The organism is Microcystis sp. BLCC-F210, assembly GCF_042134685.1.
In the GTDB taxonomy this organism is placed as follows: Bacteria; Cyanobacteriota; Cyanobacteriia; order Cyanobacteriales; family Microcystaceae; genus Microcystis; species Microcystis aeruginosa_D.
Genome location: NZ_CP169647.1, coordinates 305,578 through 323,313 on the forward strand (window position 1 = coordinate 305,578; position 17,736 = coordinate 323,313).

At 42.1% G+C, this 17,736-nt stretch carries 17 protein-coding genes; 8 read left to right on the forward strand and 9 right to left on the reverse strand.

Features of this window, described 5'->3' with window-relative positions:
* Positions 1–121: 121 nt before the first annotated feature.
* Together ACE3JL_RS01580 and ACE3JL_RS01585 are read left to right on the forward strand one after the other, a co-directional pair.
* Positions 122–1,786 carry an AIPR family protein gene (locus ACE3JL_RS01580; RefSeq protein ID WP_271990225.1) on the forward strand — a complete coding sequence of 555 codons (1,665 nt, stop codon included), beginning with the start codon at positions 122–124 and terminating at the stop codon, positions 1,784–1,786.
* 474 nt (positions 1,787–2,260) lie between these two features.
* The gene (locus ACE3JL_RS01585; protein ID WP_271990228.1) at positions 2,261–2,464 is read left to right on the forward strand and encodes a DUF4258 domain-containing protein; all 204 of its coding nucleotides are present in this window, start codon (positions 2,261–2,263) and stop codon (positions 2,462–2,464) included.
* Positions 2,465–2,617: 153 nt separating this feature from the next.
* Here ACE3JL_RS01585 and trpA read toward each other — a convergent pair whose 3' ends face one another.
* Positions 2,618–3,412 (reverse strand): tryptophan synthase subunit alpha, encoded by a 795-nt coding sequence (gene trpA / locus ACE3JL_RS01590; RefSeq protein WP_375328694.1) that lies wholly within the window; start codon positions 3,410–3,412, stop codon positions 2,618–2,620.
* A 261-nt stretch (positions 3,413–3,673) separates the two neighbouring features.
* On the opposite strand from trpA, the gene ACE3JL_RS01595 reads away from it, so the two are divergent.
* The gene (locus ACE3JL_RS01595; RefSeq protein WP_375328695.1) at positions 3,674–4,591 is read left to right on the forward strand and encodes a glycosyltransferase family 2 protein; all 918 of its coding nucleotides are present in this window, start codon (positions 3,674–3,676) and stop codon (positions 4,589–4,591) included.
* A 453-nt stretch (positions 4,592–5,044) separates the two neighbouring features.
* Here ACE3JL_RS01595 and nrtS read toward each other — a convergent pair whose 3' ends face one another.
* From nrtS to ACE3JL_RS01615, 4 genes are read right to left on the reverse strand one after another with little or no spacing between them, the layout of a single operon-like run.
* Entirely contained in the window at positions 5,045–5,296 is a 252-nt protein-coding gene (nrtS, locus tag ACE3JL_RS01600) for a nitrate/nitrite transporter NrtS (RefSeq protein WP_271990235.1), read from the reverse strand.
* Positions 5,297–5,299: 3 nt separating this feature from the next.
* Complete coding sequence (locus tag ACE3JL_RS01605; protein ID WP_375328696.1) at positions 5,300–5,863, reverse strand: GUN4 domain-containing protein; 564 nt, start codon at positions 5,861–5,863, stop codon at positions 5,300–5,302.
* A 54-nt stretch (positions 5,864–5,917) separates the two neighbouring features.
* Positions 5,918–7,048: a CO2 hydration protein gene (locus tag ACE3JL_RS01610; RefSeq protein ID WP_271990238.1), complete on the reverse strand. Its 1,131-nt coding sequence runs from the start codon at positions 7,046–7,048 to the stop codon at positions 5,918–5,920.
* Between the two features lie 31 nt (positions 7,049–7,079).
* Entirely contained in the window at positions 7,080–7,436 is a 357-nt protein-coding gene (locus ACE3JL_RS01615; protein WP_271990240.1) for a DUF1823 family protein, read from the reverse strand.
* A gap of 713 nt (positions 7,437–8,149) precedes the next feature.
* On the opposite strand from ACE3JL_RS01615, the gene ACE3JL_RS01620 reads away from it, so the two are divergent.
* From ACE3JL_RS01620 to ACE3JL_RS01635, 4 genes are all read left to right on the forward strand, one after another.
* Positions 8,150–8,335 (forward strand): DUF3285 domain-containing protein, encoded by a 186-nt coding sequence (locus ACE3JL_RS01620; protein WP_150978349.1) that lies wholly within the window; start codon positions 8,150–8,152, stop codon positions 8,333–8,335.
* A gap of 11 nt (positions 8,336–8,346) precedes the next feature.
* Complete coding sequence (gene ybeY / locus ACE3JL_RS01625; RefSeq protein WP_375328697.1) at positions 8,347–8,859, forward strand: rRNA maturation RNase YbeY; 513 nt, start codon at positions 8,347–8,349, stop codon at positions 8,857–8,859.
* 28 nt (positions 8,860–8,887) lie between these two features.
* On the forward strand, positions 8,888–9,376 hold the full coding sequence (locus ACE3JL_RS01630; RefSeq protein WP_375328698.1) for a diacylglycerol kinase family protein: 489 nt from the start codon (positions 8,888–8,890) through the stop codon (positions 9,374–9,376).
* 671 nt (positions 9,377–10,047) lie between these two features.
* On the forward strand, positions 10,048–10,287 hold the full coding sequence (locus tag ACE3JL_RS01635) for a DUF4327 family protein (protein WP_002738935.1): 240 nt from the start codon (positions 10,048–10,050) through the stop codon (positions 10,285–10,287).
* A gap of 230 nt (positions 10,288–10,517) precedes the next feature.
* Here the strand turns inward: ACE3JL_RS01635 and ACE3JL_RS01640 are convergent, their stop codons facing one another.
* Positions 10,518–11,708, reverse strand: coding sequence for a class I SAM-dependent methyltransferase (locus tag ACE3JL_RS01640; protein WP_375328699.1), 1,191 nt, complete (start codon positions 11,706–11,708; stop codon positions 10,518–10,520).
* Positions 11,709–12,114: 406 nt separating this feature from the next.
* Between ACE3JL_RS01640 and ACE3JL_RS01645 the strand changes: the two genes are divergently transcribed.
* Positions 12,115–12,492, forward strand: coding sequence for an AAA family ATPase (locus ACE3JL_RS01645; RefSeq protein ID WP_375329569.1), 378 nt, complete (start codon positions 12,115–12,117; stop codon positions 12,490–12,492).
* Between the two features lie 413 nt (positions 12,493–12,905).
* Here the strand turns inward: ACE3JL_RS01645 and ACE3JL_RS01650 are convergent, their stop codons facing one another.
* The 3 genes from ACE3JL_RS01650 to dnaK form a co-directional block, all read right to left on the reverse strand.
* Positions 12,906–14,114, reverse strand: a complete 1,209-nt coding sequence (locus ACE3JL_RS01650; RefSeq protein ID WP_271990255.1) for a quinone-dependent dihydroorotate dehydrogenase — start codon at positions 14,112–14,114, stop codon at positions 12,906–12,908.
* Between the two features lie 97 nt (positions 14,115–14,211).
* Entirely contained in the window at positions 14,212–15,087 is an 876-nt protein-coding gene (locus ACE3JL_RS01655; protein WP_375328700.1) for a DnaJ C-terminal domain-containing protein, read from the reverse strand.
* Positions 15,088–15,263: 176 nt separating this feature from the next.
* Complete coding sequence (dnaK, locus tag ACE3JL_RS01660) at positions 15,264–17,426, reverse strand: molecular chaperone DnaK (protein ID WP_375328701.1); 2,163 nt, start codon at positions 17,424–17,426, stop codon at positions 15,264–15,266.
* Between the last annotated feature and the right edge of the window lie 310 nt (positions 17,427–17,736).

The following is a 17,736-nucleotide window of genomic DNA, read 5'->3' on the forward strand; positions in this document are numbered from 1 at the left end:
GTGATATACAGAAAGTTGACCCCTATCGTTACTCTGGAGACTGTTATGCAGAAAGTTGACCTATAATATGTAGTTAGGCACAATAAAATAAGCTATTTAAATATGTTCGTTAAATAAGTACATGAATATTAATATATCCATCATCGACCAACGCTTAGTATCAGTTAGCAAAGACATTCGTCAAAAAGCTTCTGAAGAACTACGAATCACAGATGAAGGCCGGCTTAAGTCTTTGGCTTTTGTATATCTGTGCGTTAAAACCATTTTAGATTTAGATGGAGATGATGTTTTTGATTGCTTAACAGAAGGAGGTGGTGACTTTGGAGTAGATGCTATACATATCTCAGAAGAATATGACGGTGAATTTACAGTTACTTTATTTCAGGCAAAATATAAGAACAACCTAGAAGGAAACTCTAACTTTCCTGAAGAAGGTATAAAAAGTTTAATAAATGCAATTAATTACTTATTTAATCCAGCAGCCAAACTAGAACATATTAATCAACGACTGCTTGTGAAAGTGGAAGAAGCTCGTAGCCTAATCCGGGATGGCTATATTCCCCAAGTTCGGACAATAGCTTGCAACAATGGCCTGAAATGGAATTCATCTGCTCAAGAGGCTATTGAACGTACTGAGTTTGGAGATCAGGTGACATGGGAATATGTTAATCACGAGCGTTTAGTCAAAATTCTGCAAGCTTCTAAACCCGTAAAAGATACTTTGCAGCTAAGTGGCAAAGCTATTGTGGAAGATATGGAGTTTAGCCGAGTACTGTTGGGTAGAATTTCGGTGACAGAAATTGCCACACTTATAGAGCGACATGGAGAACGTTTATTAGAGCGCAATATTCGTCGCTACTTGGGTTTACAAGGAAATCGAGTAAATGAGGGTATCCGTCATACTTTAACTAGCGATGAAAAAAACAATTTTTACTTTTATAATAACGGGGTCACGTTGATTTGTGATAGTTTCTCATACAACGCATTGCAAGATGGCGATTACAAAGTGCGTGTTGAGAATTTACAAATCATTAACGGTGGTCAAACCTGTATGACCATATTTAAAACCTTGCGAGAACCCGATTTAATTCATCAAAATGCCCAAGCTTTTGTTCTTTTAAGACTCTATCAATTGCCTCGTGAAAATGAAGGTTTAGTTCAAAGAATTACCTACGCAACCAATAGCCAAAATCCAGTAGATCTCAAAGATTTACGTGCTAATGATGAGCGCCAGAAAATATTGGAAAAGGATATTGAGCAATTAGGATTTAACTACAGGACTAAACGTTCCAATACTCCTACTCGCTCTGCTGATATTACTTCAGGAGTAGCTGCTGAGGCAGTATTATCCGTTTGGCGAAGAAAACCTCATCAAGCAAAGTTTTTCTCTCGTGAACATTTTGGGAAACTGTATGATACAATCTTTACTGACCAATTAAATGGAGCGCAAATCGTAATAGCTGTTCAGCTTTACAGAATTGCAGAAAACCGCCGCAAAAGACCTGAGTTTACTGACCCAGATTTTGTCCGCTATGCTTCCTGCTTTATTGCAATGCAGATGGGACAAAAACTTTTGGCTGATATGAAAGTTCAGATGAAAGATATTAGTCATCAAAATTTTCAATCGGCCCAAATGCTTATTGATCAAAATGGGGAGAGTTACTTTAATGCTTCATTACAGGATATTAAACAGGCACTTCAGGATCTTTATGGAGAACAAGAGATTTCCTTGCAGCAGCTATCTGCAACATTTCGACGTGGTGATTTAATAAGTAGACTTCAATGAATCAAATCGGTTCAATAATTCGACTTCTTTTCTTGCAAACTCGCTTAACCTAACTTCACCGTTAGCTGAAATATTGGTGAATTTTCAAAGTTGCCTGTTGCTGTGTGAATTCACAGATTAATATAGTGCGATGTCAAAGGCACTGCGTAGCAGAGCGCAATCTTGTAGGGTGCGTTCCCTAAGGCAAGTCCTACCGCTCCACCAATAGATTTTTGGGGAACGCACCAACGCACATTAGTCACCCCGCAAACGGTCGATTAAATACTTTTAAACTTAACCCTCATTTATAATCGAATGTGTGATAATATGGCAAATTGTAGCGTTTTCCAATCTCATGAGGTACACCAAAATCTTAACTCCTGACTCCTCAAAACCTAAGATTCTGTACCTCACAACTATGGAAAATGCTATATATCATCCTTGATAAACAAAATTAAAACAAACATTATTTAATAACAACAAAGAGGATAGAATTTGAATTTTGAGAACTTAATTTTTTCTAGTCACGCGATACGCCAGATGTTTTTCATGCGTATTAACGATCGAGAAGTTAGACAGGCGATCGCCTATGGGGAAATTATCGAGGAAAATCTAGAGAACACACCGTTCCCTAGTTATCTAATTTTAGATTTTGTGGGTGGTAGAGCGCTTCATGTGTACGAAAAGTTTTATTCGTGAGTGCCACCCCTAGAACAAGGTACAATGTTCTTTTAGAGAAACAATCCCCACTGCCACCACCGAGCGTTAAAACCAGCAGAAAAGGGAATTCCAGAGGGACTATACCTCAGATCGCCCCGCAGCCGGAATTCCTTTAGAAGAACCTCTAGCCCCTCACTGAATCGCCTGTTTTAAACTACGGCAAAGTTCCTCGAGGGATTTTAACCCATCGCTGGGGGAATTATCGGCCAGACGTTTAACCATGGCACTGCCGACAATTACCGCATCAGCACCCCAGTTTTTCACCTGTAGCGCCTGTGTAGGGTCAGAAATGCCAAATCCTACCCCCACGGGTTTATCGGTGACAGAACGGATAGAATCGAGCAATTCCTCCACTCTGGTGGCTACTTGGTTCCGCATTCCCGTCACTCCCGTGACACTAACCAAATAAATAAAACCTTGGGATTGCCTGGCGATCGCCTGTATTCGTTCCGGGGGACTGGTAGGCGCTACCAATAAAATCACTTCAATTCCCTTAGCGGCAGCCGGTTGCAGCAGACTTTCCGCTTCCTCTAGGGGTAAATCGGGAACCACCAAACCACTCACCCCGGCTGCTTTAATTTGGTCTAAAAAGACATCTATCCCGCGATGATAGATGGGATTATAGTAAGTAAAGAGAATAATCGGAGCTTTCACCTCTCCTTGGGCATTTTTGACGATTTCTAGCACATTTTCCAACTTGACACCCCGATTTAAAGCGCGAGTGGCCGCCGCTTGAATAACCGGACCATCCGCAAGAGGATCGGAATAGGGAACCCCCAACTCGATCAGATCAGCGCCTGCTCGGTCTAAAATGCGTAAAGCTTGGGCAGTGGTAGATAAATCGGGATCACCGGCAGTAATAAAGGGAATTAAGGCACAATTCCCCTGGGAACGGAGAGAACGAAAACACTCGGAAACAGCAGTCATCGAAAATTACTGAAGACATAAAGCATCGTCTATTATCTCATGGCGGGGAATAGCTCACCGCCGGTCGTTGTAAGCTCAGGTAAAGAATTTTTCAAGTAATACTCAAGAAATATTGACAAAATGGCGATCGAGGGTAAAATAGGCTCAGTCTAGTAGTTTTGAGAAAATTTCTTAGATAATACGGGTTTTTATTCTGCTTTTTCTAGTACACAATAGGACTACTACCCGATCGAGTTTCGTATAACCAAATACCATATATCTATGTTTTCCATTTACATTCTCACCCATAATGAAGAAATTGATATTGCCGCTTGTGTGGAATCAGCACTTCTATCCGATGATGTGATTGTGGTTGACTCCTACAGTAGCGATCGCACAGTAGAGATTGCTTCTCGTTATCCAGTGCGCGTGATTCAGCATCAATTCGAGAGTCATGGTAAACAAAGAACTTGGATGTTAGAAAATATCGAGACTAAATACGATTGGGTTTATATTCTCGAAGCAGACGAAAGGATAACACCCCAACTCTACACAGAATGTCTGCGTGCCACACAACAAGAGGAATTTACTGGTTTTTATGTGGCCGAAAGAGTTATGTTTATGGGAACTTGGATCCGTCGCAGCACCCAGTATCCTCGTTATCAAATGCGTCTATTTAGAAAAGATCAAGTCTGGTTTAGCGATTATGGTCACACGGAAAGGGAAGAATGTCGAGGAAAAACCTCTTTTTTAGAAGAAACTTATCCCCACTACACCTGTAGTAAAGGTTTAAGTCGTTGGATTGAAAAACATAATCGTTATTCTACCGATGAAGCAGCAGAAACCCTACATCAGTTGGCTAACGGTGGTGTTAGTTGGAAGAATTTATTTTTTGGTGAAACCGAAGTAGATAGACGGAGAGCTTTAAAAGATTTATCCCTACGATTGCCTTTTCGTCCCTTACTTCGTTGGTTTTATATGTATTTTATCCTAGCAGGAATTCTCGATGGTAAAGCTGGTTTTGCTTGGTGTACTCTGCAAGCTTTTTATGAGTATTTGATCCTATTAAAAGTAGCAGAAATGAAACAGGGTTTACCCACTCCCCCAGAACTGAGAAATCTTTCTCATCCTCCACAAAATGGTAACAATAGTAATTCCCATAGGCCTGATTTTGTCTCCCTAAAAGGAAAAGCAGACTAACATTTAACCATTAAGTAAGTAGTCGTGCAAAATAAATTTCCTAGTGAAGAAAGGCAAAAGGCAAGAGGGGGGTTAGATATGTGTAATTAATTTTGCTTAGGTACTTAATAGAAAAATTAAAATAAGCTAGACAGGAACATTTGTCTTGATTGCAATGAAAGCAAGTCGTATCTTGGTCATATCCCTAATAGAGTTCTGTTTCACCCGAATATTAGCCTCGATCGCTATCATAGCAGCCCTCTAGCAACAGGGAATTCGGCTCTTCTAGGCTCTGTGTGATAAGTTTAACTTACAATATGATCGCTCAGTCTTTGTGTCCTTTGTGTCTTTGTGGTTCGTTCCACCCCCCCCGCTAGGAAGAATGTATCTTATAATACATTTTACCCACCAAACCCAAGAGAGCCGGAATTCCCTAGAGTCAAAAATCACCACTTAGGGGTATATTCACTGCCTCTATTGCTCGGATTTTTTTGGCCATTGCTGACGGCGATAACTGCTATACTGCCCATGAACATTGACTAGATAGGGAACCAGATAAGTCAGTAATGCCGCCAGCCAGCGATCGCTTGTCATGCTCCCAGACACTATAGCATAACCGTGGTTAATTATCAATAAAATTGTCCCCACCACTAGAGCCACTTTTATCCCGGTGGGGGCAAATTGGGGGGACAATAAAGCATGAAAATAGCCGATAACTCCTTTCATTGTCTATAAATCGCATTCTATCAGACGAGTAAAGCAGAAAGTCACCATTTTTAACCCGTAGGGAGACTTCCACCAGAGAGCGGGAAAACAACCTTGAGGAGCTGCTAGACTAAAATCCCAGTGATCATAATCATCGATACGCCACTCGTCTTTGTTGCGCCATCCTACCAATTCCCCAAATTTTCTAATCGTTTCCGCATCTTGGGTACGCAGGGTGTTAATGTCACCTCCGGCGGCAAAATATAACTTCACCTGATTGCTAAAACCAAAATGATCGCCGCTATAATTTTTCCAAAGGCGATCGAGTACCCGAATCACATTAACGGGAAACCGCATCATATCCTCTGGGGTTAAAGTATCGCGGGTTCTGCCAGCAGCTTCGAGGATAACTCGGAGAGTTTCTGCGTCTGCCTCCTTAAAGTTCCCCTCAGCTAGGAATTGCTGTAATTTACCATAGCGCTCGATGTCCGGTACTAACATCTGCCGCGCTTCGATGAGGGCAACCCGTTTGGTTAAAGATTGCAATTGAGCTAAAATATCCTGAAGTTGGGCGTTAATATCTGACATAAATGTAAAGGGGGTTTGTTGACTGCAAAAATTACCGATTTATCGGCAGAATAATTATTGATTTACCGCTTCTAATCGTGACTTGACAAAACGGTTCATCCATGATTCTAGATAGATACGATTGGCTTTTTGTTCTTTTAAATCTGTAGTAGTTAAAGGATAGGGTGCTAATCCTTGAATGGCTGCCGTTGTCACACAAAACATCGACTTTTGAAAAGTTTCGCAAATCTGGACTAATAAATCTTCCTCTTGACGAAAACTCTTTTTATAAATGTCGTGCAGATAATCTGGTAAAAAGTGACGCATATCCTGCATTAATAGTGTGGGGGGAATCCCTGCACCTCCGATGGGTAAAGGATCCGCATACAAAGCACCATAGGCAAACATTCCTTGATCGTAGGGAATTTGATAGGCTTGGGCATTATAGGAAATTGTACCGGGAAAAGGTGTTCCGCGAAAGAAAACCGCCTCAACGTAGGGGATTGCTGTATCTGCAAGAAAGGTTAATCCTGCCGATTTGGGGATCAGATCATAGGTTTGTCCTTTGATTTTTACTTGATAGACAATTGCTTGACTAGCATTATCGACTAAATTTTTCTTAATGTGTGCCACCACTTCGGGAATACTGGTAATTTTTCTGGCATCGTAGAGATCGGATAAACTTAAAAAAGTATCGGCCATAATTCGCCAAAATTGACCTAAACCGCTATAGTAGGCCATCATCCGCATTTGTTCTGGCAAAAATTCAGGAAAGACTTTATTTAAACTTAAAACTAGGGGATTATTTCTAAATTTGGCTTGAATAACTTTGGCTGTCACTTCCTGAAAAGCAGCACTATCTACATAACTATCTAAACCACCCCCACCATGCCAAAACATGGCTTTCATACAATATTCAGCATACTCAAAATTAATGCGATCGTGCCACCAATGTTGTAGTAATTTTTGCCAAGATACTTGACCATTAAAATATTTAAAGAAGGGGAAAAAAACCAAAAACTGATTTTCCGCAATATAAATTAAATTTTTGGAATAAGCATCTAACACCACTCCGTAACTTTTCAGGATACCCACTACCTCGAGCAAATTCTGGGGAGTATCTTTTAACAATGCTTCCCCAGCCGTGAGACGATCAATATAGGATGCTAGGGGGTGAGAGAAGGACTTGACGGGGATAGTGACCATGCTAGAAGCTTGATAAAATAACTTTCCTTATCTATTTTAACGCATAAAAGCACAACCAATTAGCGGCGGTGGCACGGCGAGTCATCCGGGGATTGAAATCGCCAATTTTATAACCAGTAAAACCCAATTTATCTTTTAATAATTGTTTATTTTCTGGCAAGATTGATCGAGTTAATTTTACTGTTGGGGGACGATTGGCAATAAAATCTGGAGGTTGAGGATATTCACGTCGCCAATCTTCCCCCACTTGACTATTATCCCATTTTCCCTGACTTTCATCGTAATTATAACCTAAACTTTGCCAAACCAATTTATTAACGGTTTCGTCGTCAATTTCATCGTTAATAATCGCCCAAATTGTCTCTATATTTAATTCTGGTAGTTCCATAGATCAAGTAAATCGGAGATGGGAATTATAAATTATCAATTATGAATTATTACTGAATAATGACTCCTGCCTCCTGACTTGAAAATGATAACGCGACTAAAAAGCGTTATGAACGAGTTGGCCTGTGTCTTCAAGGATAACAGCCAGATTCCCCCGTATTTTAGACCAATTTAAGAAACAAACGCAACAGGCTCAAGATTAACTTGATAACCAAGCTTCTCTAAAGGTTTAACCAGACGTTTTTTCACACTTTCTGGTCGTTATTGGTCAAAATAATCAGCCACTAAATCGCAGTAAGGTTGTTGACGAGAGATAAGACTCATTGTTTGCTAAATTTTTTATGGGAAGGGTTTTAAAGTTGCTGCAACCTTTATCCTAATATGCTTTTTAGCCAGTAAGGTAAGCAGAATAGTGCCGAGAGTGCGATCGCCAATTGGCTCGCTCAAACCCTAATCATACTACATCCGTTGAGTACAGGCGAGTTATGAGGAGAGGCAAAAGGCAAAGGGGAGAATAAATAATCAGTTTTTAATAACTGGATTTAGTATGACCAGTTTAAAGCCACAACTGGTTAGAAACTTCTGGGTTAAACAGTTTCAGTGGTTTTGACTATCCCAGACGGGGAGCAGTTTTTCCCATAATTGAATTTTTTTGGCACTTTTTTAATAATCTGTTACACTTATAGCGATCAATCTTTGTCTGGGGAATTACTGATGACTGAACCTGTTAGCACCACTGACCCCGCAGTAGAAACGGCCACCGAAGCGCAACCCAGTTACGTCAAACTGGCGATGCGGAATATGGTCAAGAAAAAAGGCATCTCGTTAAAACACTTTTTTTTGACCACGGCAGCCCTATTAGCCTTTTTTGTCGGTATTTCCTATCTGACGCGTCCCTAGGGTGAAATCTGGTGAGTGAGACTTTACCCCTAGGGGTGGATTTATGCCTACAGGATAACTATTTTGATCCCGGAAATAGTCCTGTGGATGGGGAAACTTGGCACTATTGGTTAGAAACATGGTTAGGCTATCTATCGGATTATCTCCCCATTGCCGCCGGTTATGAACTAAGTTTGCGTTTAACAGACGATCGAGAAATTCAGACCTATAATTCCCAATATCGCCACAAAGATCAACCGACGGATGTTCTCGCTTTTGCCGCTCTGGAAGTCGATTTACCAGTGGATGAGGGCATTTTAGAGACAGAACCTTTATATTTGGGGGATATTATCATCTCTGTCCAGACAGCACAACAACAGGCTTTAACACAAAATCATTCTTTGGCGCGAGAATTAGCTTGGTTAACTGCCCACGCTTGTTTACATCTTTTGGGTTGGGACCATCCCGATGAAACAAGTCTGTTAGAAATGCTATCTTTACAGGAAACTTTGTTAAAAACCGTCGAAATGCCGATACATAGTTAGTTATTTTTGTCAAGCATTATTGAGGAATATGAAGACAAATTATCATCAAGCCAACCAATCTGCCAGCATACCTAATCCCTATCTCAACAATAATTTTATCCCTCGATCGGGACAGGTGAGTGAGGGCAACAATCCCAGTCAAAGAGAATACGCTTGGCAAGTCGCCTCGAATCTGTTAGTCAGTTTTCGCTACGCTTGGGCCGGAGTCCGTTATGCTTTTGTCAGTCAAAGAAATTTTCGCATTCACACCCTGATTACCCTAGTAGCGGTTAGTTGGGGCTTATTTTTGCGGGTTAATGCCATGGAAATGGCGATTGTCACCCTTACCTGCGCTCTGGTGATGGTCTTAGAATTAATCAACACTGCCCTAGAATCAGTGGTAGATCTGACGGTGGGGCAATCCTACCATGATTTAGCCAAAATAGCGAAAGATTGTGCCGCTGGTGCCGTTTTAATCGCCTCGATCGCCGCTTTACTCGTAGCGGCTTTTATTTTTATTCCCCATTTATTAGCTTAAGCGGGAGACTTTTTTCAGTGTTGCCAAAGGCACGGCGTAGCCGTCCAGTAAACGGTAAACTGAAAACTCAAATCTGATCACTGATCATCTGTACTGATTTTAAAACGCTTAGGGAAAAATTAAGTACGAATGCTCTGAATTCCTCTCCTTGCTGCCAACTCCAGCACTCCGGTGCAGTCTTAACCAGTAATATTAGATAGGGTTTGCGGCAAAAAGTAGGGGCGAAGCATTCGGATAGAAAATCTCCGGTTTCAGCGATAGGTTATTGCCCGAATGCTTCGCCCCTACAGGACACGGGCCGATGAAGATGCAAGGTTTTGAACCACGATTCTCTCAAAATCTTGCACCTGTTTCGCAAGAAAAGCCCCAAAACCCTTACCTTACCTACATTTCACATTTATTCAGCAAACTCTAGATAGTCAACAGCTTAACTGATAACTGATAACTGATAACTGATCACTGATCACTGATTTGACATAAGGGGACTCGACAGCTTTTAGCCGATGAATTTAACTTTTCTTAACCTAAGCCTAAACTGGCGAGGGGAGAGGGTTTAGCTATATATAAAAAATTGTAATCGTCGATACAGCAAAAAATCTCTTTTGTCCCCCTATCGGTTAGACTATAGTTAGTGATAAGACTTCTTTTGTAGATCTTGCAGGAAATCTCCCATGAGTGCCATAACTTTCTCCACCGCTCCCACCGCTTACTCTATCAGGATGATTAAGGACGAAGTCCGTCAGATGGTAGAACAGGGGGTAGTGAGCAGACACCAACCGATCTACACCCTCTGTCAGTTCATTCCCCCTCGGGAGTGGGTTTGTGTTGAATGTGAACTAGAACGATGCGACTACCTTCTCAGAGATCAAATTGGTGACTTAATCGCCTCGGAATCTTGGGATAATGATTAAACTCTCCCGTTTGCCGATCCGGGGAAAAATCGAACTGATCAGAAATTTATCAGCCTTGTCCACTCTATATAACTATTATAATTCAGCCCCGGTTAATTCTGGGGCTGAAACTATGGGGACAGGAAAGGGATAATTGTTAAGAAAAAAGAATTTTTGGCAAGATTTAGCCAAGTTAGTTGAAAAGTTACCCATTGTCAAGGGACGCTATCTCTAACATCCCCAAATTTTCCCTAACTTAAAATCAGTAGTTGGCGCTGTTGTAAAGAACGCACACCAGTTAATCCTAAACCAACTTGAGCGTCGATTGCTCCCACGCTTAAACGACCATCGCAAGCTTGTAGAAAAGCAAATTCTCTCTCCGAGAGATTAACCGGCCGATAGTCGTAATCTAGAACACTTGCACTAGGCCAACCATAAAGACAGGGATGAACTTCGGCCACTGCATTCTCTAGGACTTGATCCCGGGACCAATCGGCAGTCAAAATCGGTGGTTTAGCGAGGAAAAATTCATAGTGGGTGATTTCCGGGTCTAATAATTCCGTCAAGCGATAACGTTCCCTTTCCCCTAAATTTTGCGCTCTAGCCATCAATTCGGGGGATTTACCCAATAAACGCTCTAATTGCCAGTAGGAAGGGTTAGAAAAGCCAATAAAGGCTAATCCTGATGCGTCAATCAGTTGAAAGAGGGTATCGATATTATAGTCCACTTCCTGGGGGTGAACGTACATATCAGCGAAGGACTCATCGCGATGATTTTCCATTGACCAACGCTCTTTTTCCCGTTTCAAAATGCGATTATTTTCTGGTAGAGAGGCAAAAATCTCTCGGCCGACAGCGACCCCATCTTTATAATCCCCGCGTCGGTCTCCCTGCAAAAGTGCGATCGCAGATTGCATTAACTGGATTTCCCAGCGTCCCAATTGTGCATAGACGAAAATATGCAGCAGACCACCGGGGGCCAGTTTTTGTGCGAGGGATTGAATCCCTTTAATCGGGTCCGGGAGATGGTGCAGCACCCCGACGCAGTTAATTAAATCAAATTCTCCGGGGAGATTAGTGGCCGATTCAAGGGGTAAATGGTGAAAATCGAGAGAACCTCGGTGCTTTGCTGCGACTCCCGAACGATTACAGCGTTCTTTGGCAATTTCTAGGGCTTTTTCACTGATATCTATAGCGACTACATGAGCGAAAGGGTTGAGCGCGAGCAGATATTCGGTTCCCGCACCGGTACCACAACCCGCATCAAGAATCCGGATATCCTCTCGTTCGGGTTTACGATGAGAACAAAAGTTATAGGCAGCAATCCAATTCCAGCGCCAATTGTAACCCGGAGGAGGTTCGTCTAGGAGCGGTTCGGGGGGGAAAGGATAGGTATTGTAGAGACGTTGTACAGCAGTACGAATAGTAGCGTCGTCGGACATGAAAATTGGCGGAGTTTAGGATAACACTCGATCGATTGTCTCACAGAGGGCAGCGATCGGGAAAGTCGGCTGGGGTTTTTTTGAGTTAGTTGGGAGTAAATTATAAATAATCATTATGAATATCCGGTTCTGTGCCAAAACTAGATATTATTTTTTCTATTCCTTGTCCTACTGTCTCTTAACCCTATCTAAGTTTTACTGGGCAATTATTGGAGAGTGATTCTCTAACAATTATCTCAACTATAAGCAAATCTTGCCGATACAAAAATCCATGAGAATTAAGTCTATAAAGCTTATTAATTATCGAGGTGTAGTTAATTTAACCATCGACTTTCATCGGCAACTCAACGTATTTATATGAGTTAATGGTGCGGGAAAATCTACCATTTTAGATAGTTTGTCTATTATGCTTTCTTGGTTAGTTAATCGCCTAAAAAATACTAATGCCAGTGGACGAAAGATTAGCGAAACCGAGATTAATAATGGTCAGGGGACGGCTATAATTGAAATCACTGGCGTGACGGAAGATAGTCAAGAGATTACTTGGAAAATAGTAAAAACTAGGACTGGATATATCCACGCTGGGGAACGGAGTAATTTTAGCCAATTAAATGAATACAGTCAAGAAATACAACGACAAATTACTGATCATCAAGGACAAATTAACTTACCTTTATTTGTTTATTATTCTGTTAATCGAGCAGTGCTGGATATATCCTTAAAAATTAAAACAAAACATCAATTTGATTCTCTAAGTGCCTACGAAAATGCTTTAACCAGTTGATCAGATTTTCGCACTTTTTTCAATGGTTTTGCGAACGTGAAGATTTAGAAAATGAAAATAGAAAATATCAGTTAGTATGAGCTTGCGCTAAAACCGTCGGTACGTTGATTAGGGAAATTCCCACTGTTAGCAAAGTTGCCGCTAGAACATTTTTGGAGTTAGGATGTGAAGCAATCATTAATTTTCTATTCCTCTAATTTCAAGGAAACAAAACGTTCTCTCTTGAGATTAGAAGGCTTTTACTAAGGGATTTATAACCCCAGAATAAAAACTCTTTAAGAACTGATGCTTTGTCATAATTGTTAATGTTTGTGTAAACAATTGTAAAAAAGCTGGATGCTCACGACCTAGCTCCTTTCTATTAACAATTGTCATCTAATCATCGAGCCTAATAAACAATTTCTTTCTTTTGCTTATTCCGACTCCTGAATCCCGGAACCTGACTCTTTCCTTAAGGGAATATTTCTGATTTTTGGCAGCAGTCCATTATTAATTCCCACCGCTTGATTAATATTAGTCAACCCATTAGCATCTAATTTTTCTGTTAATCCCTGTAAAATATTTGATACTAGCCAGGGTCCTCGGTATAACCAACCGGTATAAATCTGTAATAAACTCGCACCGGCGGTAATTTTTTCCCAAGCATCATCGAGAGAAAAAATACCTCCCACTCCAATTATCGGTAAATTGCCCTGGGTTTGCTGATAGATAAAACCGATCACTTCCGTGGAACGTTTCCGCAAAGGTTGCCCACTAATTCCCCCTGCTTCTTCAGTGATTGGTTTACCGGTTTCGGGCAGAATTGTAGTTTTTAATCCCGTGCGTTTAGTGGTGGTATTAGTGGCGACAATTCCAGCTAATTGGTAGGAGAAAGCTAACTCAATAATTGTTCTGATATCCTCCCATTCTAAATCGGGAGAAATTTTCACTAATAGGGGTTTTCTGCCTTGATTTTCTGTTTGTAAAATGTCGAGGATTTTATCGAGTTGTTCCCCACTTTGCAGGGAACGCAAACCGGGAGTATTGGGAGAACTAACATTAACGACAAAATAATCAGCATGGGGGAATAAATAGCGAAAACTGCCTAAATAGTCCTCTGGAGCCTTTTCTAGGGGCGTATTTTTCGATTTACAGAGGTTAATACCGATGGGAATCTGTCGGGGTTGTCGTTGCCAAGATTGCTGAAGAGTTGCCGCTAGAACTGGCGCTCCGAGGTTATTTGCCCCCATACGGTTTAATCCCGCCAAATCTTCTGGTAAACGAAATAATCTCGGTTTTGGGTTGCCCGGTTGCCCTTCTAGGGTGACAGCACCCACCTCGGCAAAACCAAAGCCGAAATTATGCCAAAGTCCAGCCCCTAAACCGTCTTTATCGAATCCTGCCGCTAATCCGACGGGATTGGAGAAATTTAACCCCCAGAGGCTTTGAGATAGGCGAGAATCGCTAAAAATGAGGGATTCTGATAATTGGGAGATTAACCATTGTCCCCAAAATTCCCCCCGCGAGCGATCGATTTTTTGCAGAGTATTTAATAATTGTTTTTGGGTTCCTTCTAAATTACCCCGAATAGCCCTGAAAGCTAGGGGATAAAAGGGTTTAATTGTATCAATTATATTTATCATAATAAATTGGGACTAAGATGTAGGGTGAGTCAGGCAAGAACAAGTGATATTTTTGACAAAAAAACTTAGATTTGACGCAAACTACTTAGCATAATTTTTATAAATCTTGGCGAGGATTAAAAGTTTCGATCGCCCGTATTTTTTGATAAAGTTCTAATTCTTCAGGGCTAGGATCGGGAGGATTAACTAAGAGAATTTCTACTAATTGATCGCCCCTTTCTCCTTGGGAAGTGGGATAACCTTTATTAGCTAAACGCAATCTTTGACCGCTTTTAACTCCCTTAGGAATCATCATTTTAACTAAACCGTCAATGGTAGGAATTTCCACAAAACCGCCCACAATTGCCTCGCTAGGAGTAATCGGTACTTTACAGACAATATCAGAACCTTGAATCCTAAAAAAAGGATGCCTAGCGATAGTTATTTTTAAATATAAATCACCCCCTTCAATACCCTGACCTTTGAGACGAATTTTCTGCCCATCGATCATGGCTGCTGGCATATCAACCTCTATTGATCTACCATCTTCTAGACGAATTCTCTGTCTGCCACCTTGATAAGCTTTCTCTAAAGGTAAAGTTAATTTTGCCTCCACATCTCGACGAGTTAAACGGTTATAGGAAGCAATTTTAGCACGCTTAGTATTAAGGTTATTAAAATCTTTAAACTTCCATAAATCCTGTTCTTTACGAGAGATTTTTCCATTACCGTTACCATTCACTTTGTCCCCCGAACGCATACCACGGCGCTTATTTCTCATCAAGGAATGATTATACTCAACCCGTTTTTCTTCATCGGAGAGAACATCGTAAGCTTCATTAATATCTTTAAACTTTTCTTCGGCAGATTTATCCCCCTGATTAACATCAGGATGATATTGGCGCGCTAATCGTCGAAAAGCCTTTTTTATCTCGTCACTGGTAGCCGTGAGAGATACTCCTAAAACATCATAATAATTAACTAATTGTGGCATATGTTCAGTTATCAGTTATCAGTTATCAGTTATCAGTTATCAGTTATCAGTTATCAGTTATTAGTTATCAGTTATTAGTTATCAGATTTGAGTTTTAAGTGAGCAGTATTAAATAGTAGTTTCCCACTGTCTTTTCACTGTTTACTGATTATTGATTACTGATTACTGATCACTGATTAAAACCAATCATCATCGTCATCATCCCAGTTATTTTGGGGGGGGATATTGCGGGAACGATTGCCGCTGCTGCGGTTACTTTTACTATTGTTATAACTTTTTTCCTCCGAACGGGGGGAACTTTGCCAATCGCTATCGCGGCCATTGTCGTAATTGTCCTGATTACGGGGGCGATAACTATCTTGATTAGCCGAATAATTGGGTCGATAATCACTTTGATAACCCGGTGTACTGGGACGATAATCCTGGCGATAACGATCGCGGCGCGGTTCGTAGGGAAGCTCATCTTCCTTATCCCCGGTAAAAGTCTTGCGAATAGCGCTAAAAAAGCCCTCGTCTTCCTCGTCGTATTGTAGCCGTACCTCGCGATTTAATTCATAGATAACATCCTGTAGGTCAGCTTGGGCGCGATCAATGCGACGGTCATCATTTTTCTCCAAAGCGTCGATAATTTCTGTACTCAAAGACTCAATTTGACGACGATAGGAACGGGTGAACTCATTACCGAAATCGAGAGTAACATCTTTTAAGCGCCGTTGAGCTTGATCCACCAGAGAGCGGGCGCGATTGCGTTTATCGACCTTTTCGCGACGAGTACGATCTGCTTCGGCAAATCGGGCAGCATCGCCAATCATGCGGTTAATTTCCCCTTCGCTGAGGGTAGAAGCGCCTTGAATGGTGACACTTTGCTCCCGTCCGGTCATTTTATCCCTAGCGGTGACTTGTAGAATCCCGTTAGCATCGATATCGAGGGACACCTGCACTTGGGGAATACCCCGGGGTGCGGGGGGGATACCGGTTAATTTAAAACGTCCCAGGGATTTATTATCGCCGGCCATTTCCCTTTCCCCCTGCAAAACGTGGATTTCCACCACAGTTTGATTATTTTCGGAAGTGGAAAAAAGGTCAGCTCTGCGGACGGGAATAGTGGTATTGCGGGGGATTAACTTTTTCATGACACCACCGATGGTTTCTAAACCCAAGGATAAAGGGGTCACATCGAGGAGAAGTACGTCTTTGACCTCGCCGCCCAAAATTCCCGCTTGAATAGCCGCCCCGACCGCTACAACCTCATCAGGGTTAACATTTTGATTGGGTTCCCTATCGATAAAACTCCGCACTAAATCCTTCACCACTGGCATCCGCGTGCCGCCGCCCACCAGTACCACTTCGTCTAATTGGACGGGGGACAAACCGGCATCAGAAAGGGCGCGTTTGAGAGGACGACGGAGACGACTGATTAAATCGCCGCATAACTCCTCAAATTGGGCCCGACTCAGGCGAGTTTCGATGTGTTTGGGCCCGTCTTCCGTGGCGATGATAAAGGGTAGATTAATATCGGTGACGCTGACCCCAGATAGTTCAATTTTGGCTTTTTCTGCCGCTTCTGTGAGTCTTTGTAAGGCTTGCCGGTCTTGGCGCAGCTCCACGCCTTCCTGTTCCAAAAATTGATTGGCTAACCAATCGACGATTCTTTTATCGAAATCATTACCGCCTAATTGGGTGTCGCCACTGGTGGCTTTCACCTCAAAAACGCCGTCACCCACTTCTAGGATAGAAACATCAAAAGTACCGCCTCCCAGGTCAAAAACGAGGATTTTCTTGCTTTCCTGTTCATCAAGACCGTAGGCTAGGGCAGCGGCGGTGGGTTCGTTGAGAATCCGCAGCACTTCTAACCCGGCAATTCGGCCCGCATCCCGGGTGGCTTGACGTTGGGAGTCATTAAAATAGGCGGGGACGGTGATGACGGCTCCGGTGACTTCTTCCCCTAGATAACGGCTGGCTTCTTCGGCTAATCGACGTAAAACTAGGGCGGAAATTTCTTCGGGGGCAAATTCTTTTTGCAGACGGGGACATTTAATTTTGATACTGCCCATCTCATCCCGGCGGATGGTGTAGGGGACGCGCTTCGATTCGGGGTTTAATTCCGAGTAGCGACGACCTATGTAGCGTTTGATTGCATAGTAGGTGTTTTGGGGATTAAGTACCCCCTGTCGCCGGGCCATTTGACCGACCACTAACTCCCCATCTTTATTAAAACCGACCACAGAAGGGGTGGTTCTCATGCCCTCCGAGTTGGCGATGACCACTGGCTTTCCGCCTTCCATCACGGCGACGACGGAGTTAGTTGTCCCTAGATCAATGCCTACTACTCTACCCATGCTTGTTTTTGTCTCCCCCTAGATTTCGATAACTTCGGGACTTTTAACTTTGATCGATAGTTTAAATCGCTTAATGCTTGTTGACAATATTGTATCGAATTGTGTTAGGTTCTTGCTATCGCTTAGGGGGGGTTGAGGGTGTGATTACCGAAGTGGTCTTTTAGTGATCGCTGACACTCAGGTTTGGGAGGTTTAATACTAAATCCGTTTTCAATACCGTGATTAACTCCCAATCGAACTTTAAAAATCCAGTTATGGATTGTTTCCCCCAGTTTTTAGGCTTTTTTAGCTATCAGCCCTCGGCAGTCAA

Excerpts from the sequence above, each read along its gene's own strand:
- ACE3JL_RS01610 (WP_271990238.1), bottom strand. The coding sequence starts at position 7,048 with ATGGTCACTATCCCCGTCAAGTCCTTCTCTCACCCCCTAGCATCCTAT.
- ACE3JL_RS01655 (WP_375328700.1), bottom strand. The coding sequence starts at position 15,087 with ATGCCACAATTAGTTAATTATTATGATGTTTTAGGAGTATCTCTCACG.
- trpA (WP_375328694.1), bottom strand. The coding sequence starts at position 3,412 with ATGACTGCTGTTTCCGAGTGTTTTCGTTCTCTCCGTTCCCAGGGGAAT.
- ACE3JL_RS01650 (WP_271990255.1), bottom strand. The coding sequence starts at position 14,114 with ATGATAAATATAATTGATACAATTAAACCCTTTTATCCCCTAGCTTTC.
- nrtS (WP_271990235.1), bottom strand. The coding sequence starts at position 5,296 with ATGAAAGGAGTTATCGGCTATTTTCATGCTTTATTGTCCCCCCAATTT.
- ACE3JL_RS01630 (WP_375328698.1), top strand. The coding sequence starts at position 8,888 with ATGAAGACAAATTATCATCAAGCCAACCAATCTGCCAGCATACCTAAT.
- ACE3JL_RS01620 (WP_150978349.1), top strand. The coding sequence starts at position 8,150 with ATGACTGAACCTGTTAGCACCACTGACCCCGCAGTAGAAACGGCCACC.
- ACE3JL_RS01645 (WP_375329569.1), top strand. The coding sequence starts at position 12,115 with ATGCTTTCTTGGTTAGTTAATCGCCTAAAAAATACTAATGCCAGTGGA.
- ACE3JL_RS01595 (WP_375328695.1), top strand. The coding sequence starts at position 3,674 with ATGTTTTCCATTTACATTCTCACCCATAATGAAGAAATTGATATTGCC.
- dnaK (WP_375328701.1), bottom strand. The coding sequence starts at position 17,426 with ATGGGTAGAGTAGTAGGCATTGATCTAGGGACAACTAACTCCGTCGTC.
- ACE3JL_RS01580 (WP_271990225.1), top strand. The coding sequence starts at position 122 with ATGAATATTAATATATCCATCATCGACCAACGCTTAGTATCAGTTAGC.
- ACE3JL_RS01640 (WP_375328699.1), bottom strand. The coding sequence starts at position 11,708 with ATGTCCGACGACGCTACTATTCGTACTGCTGTACAACGTCTCTACAAT.
- ACE3JL_RS01615 (WP_271990240.1), bottom strand. The coding sequence starts at position 7,436 with ATGGAACTACCAGAATTAAATATAGAGACAATTTGGGCGATTATTAAC.
- ACE3JL_RS01605 (WP_375328696.1), bottom strand. The coding sequence starts at position 5,863 with ATGTCAGATATTAACGCCCAACTTCAGGATATTTTAGCTCAATTGCAA.
- ACE3JL_RS01635 (WP_002738935.1), top strand. The coding sequence starts at position 10,048 with ATGAGTGCCATAACTTTCTCCACCGCTCCCACCGCTTACTCTATCAGG.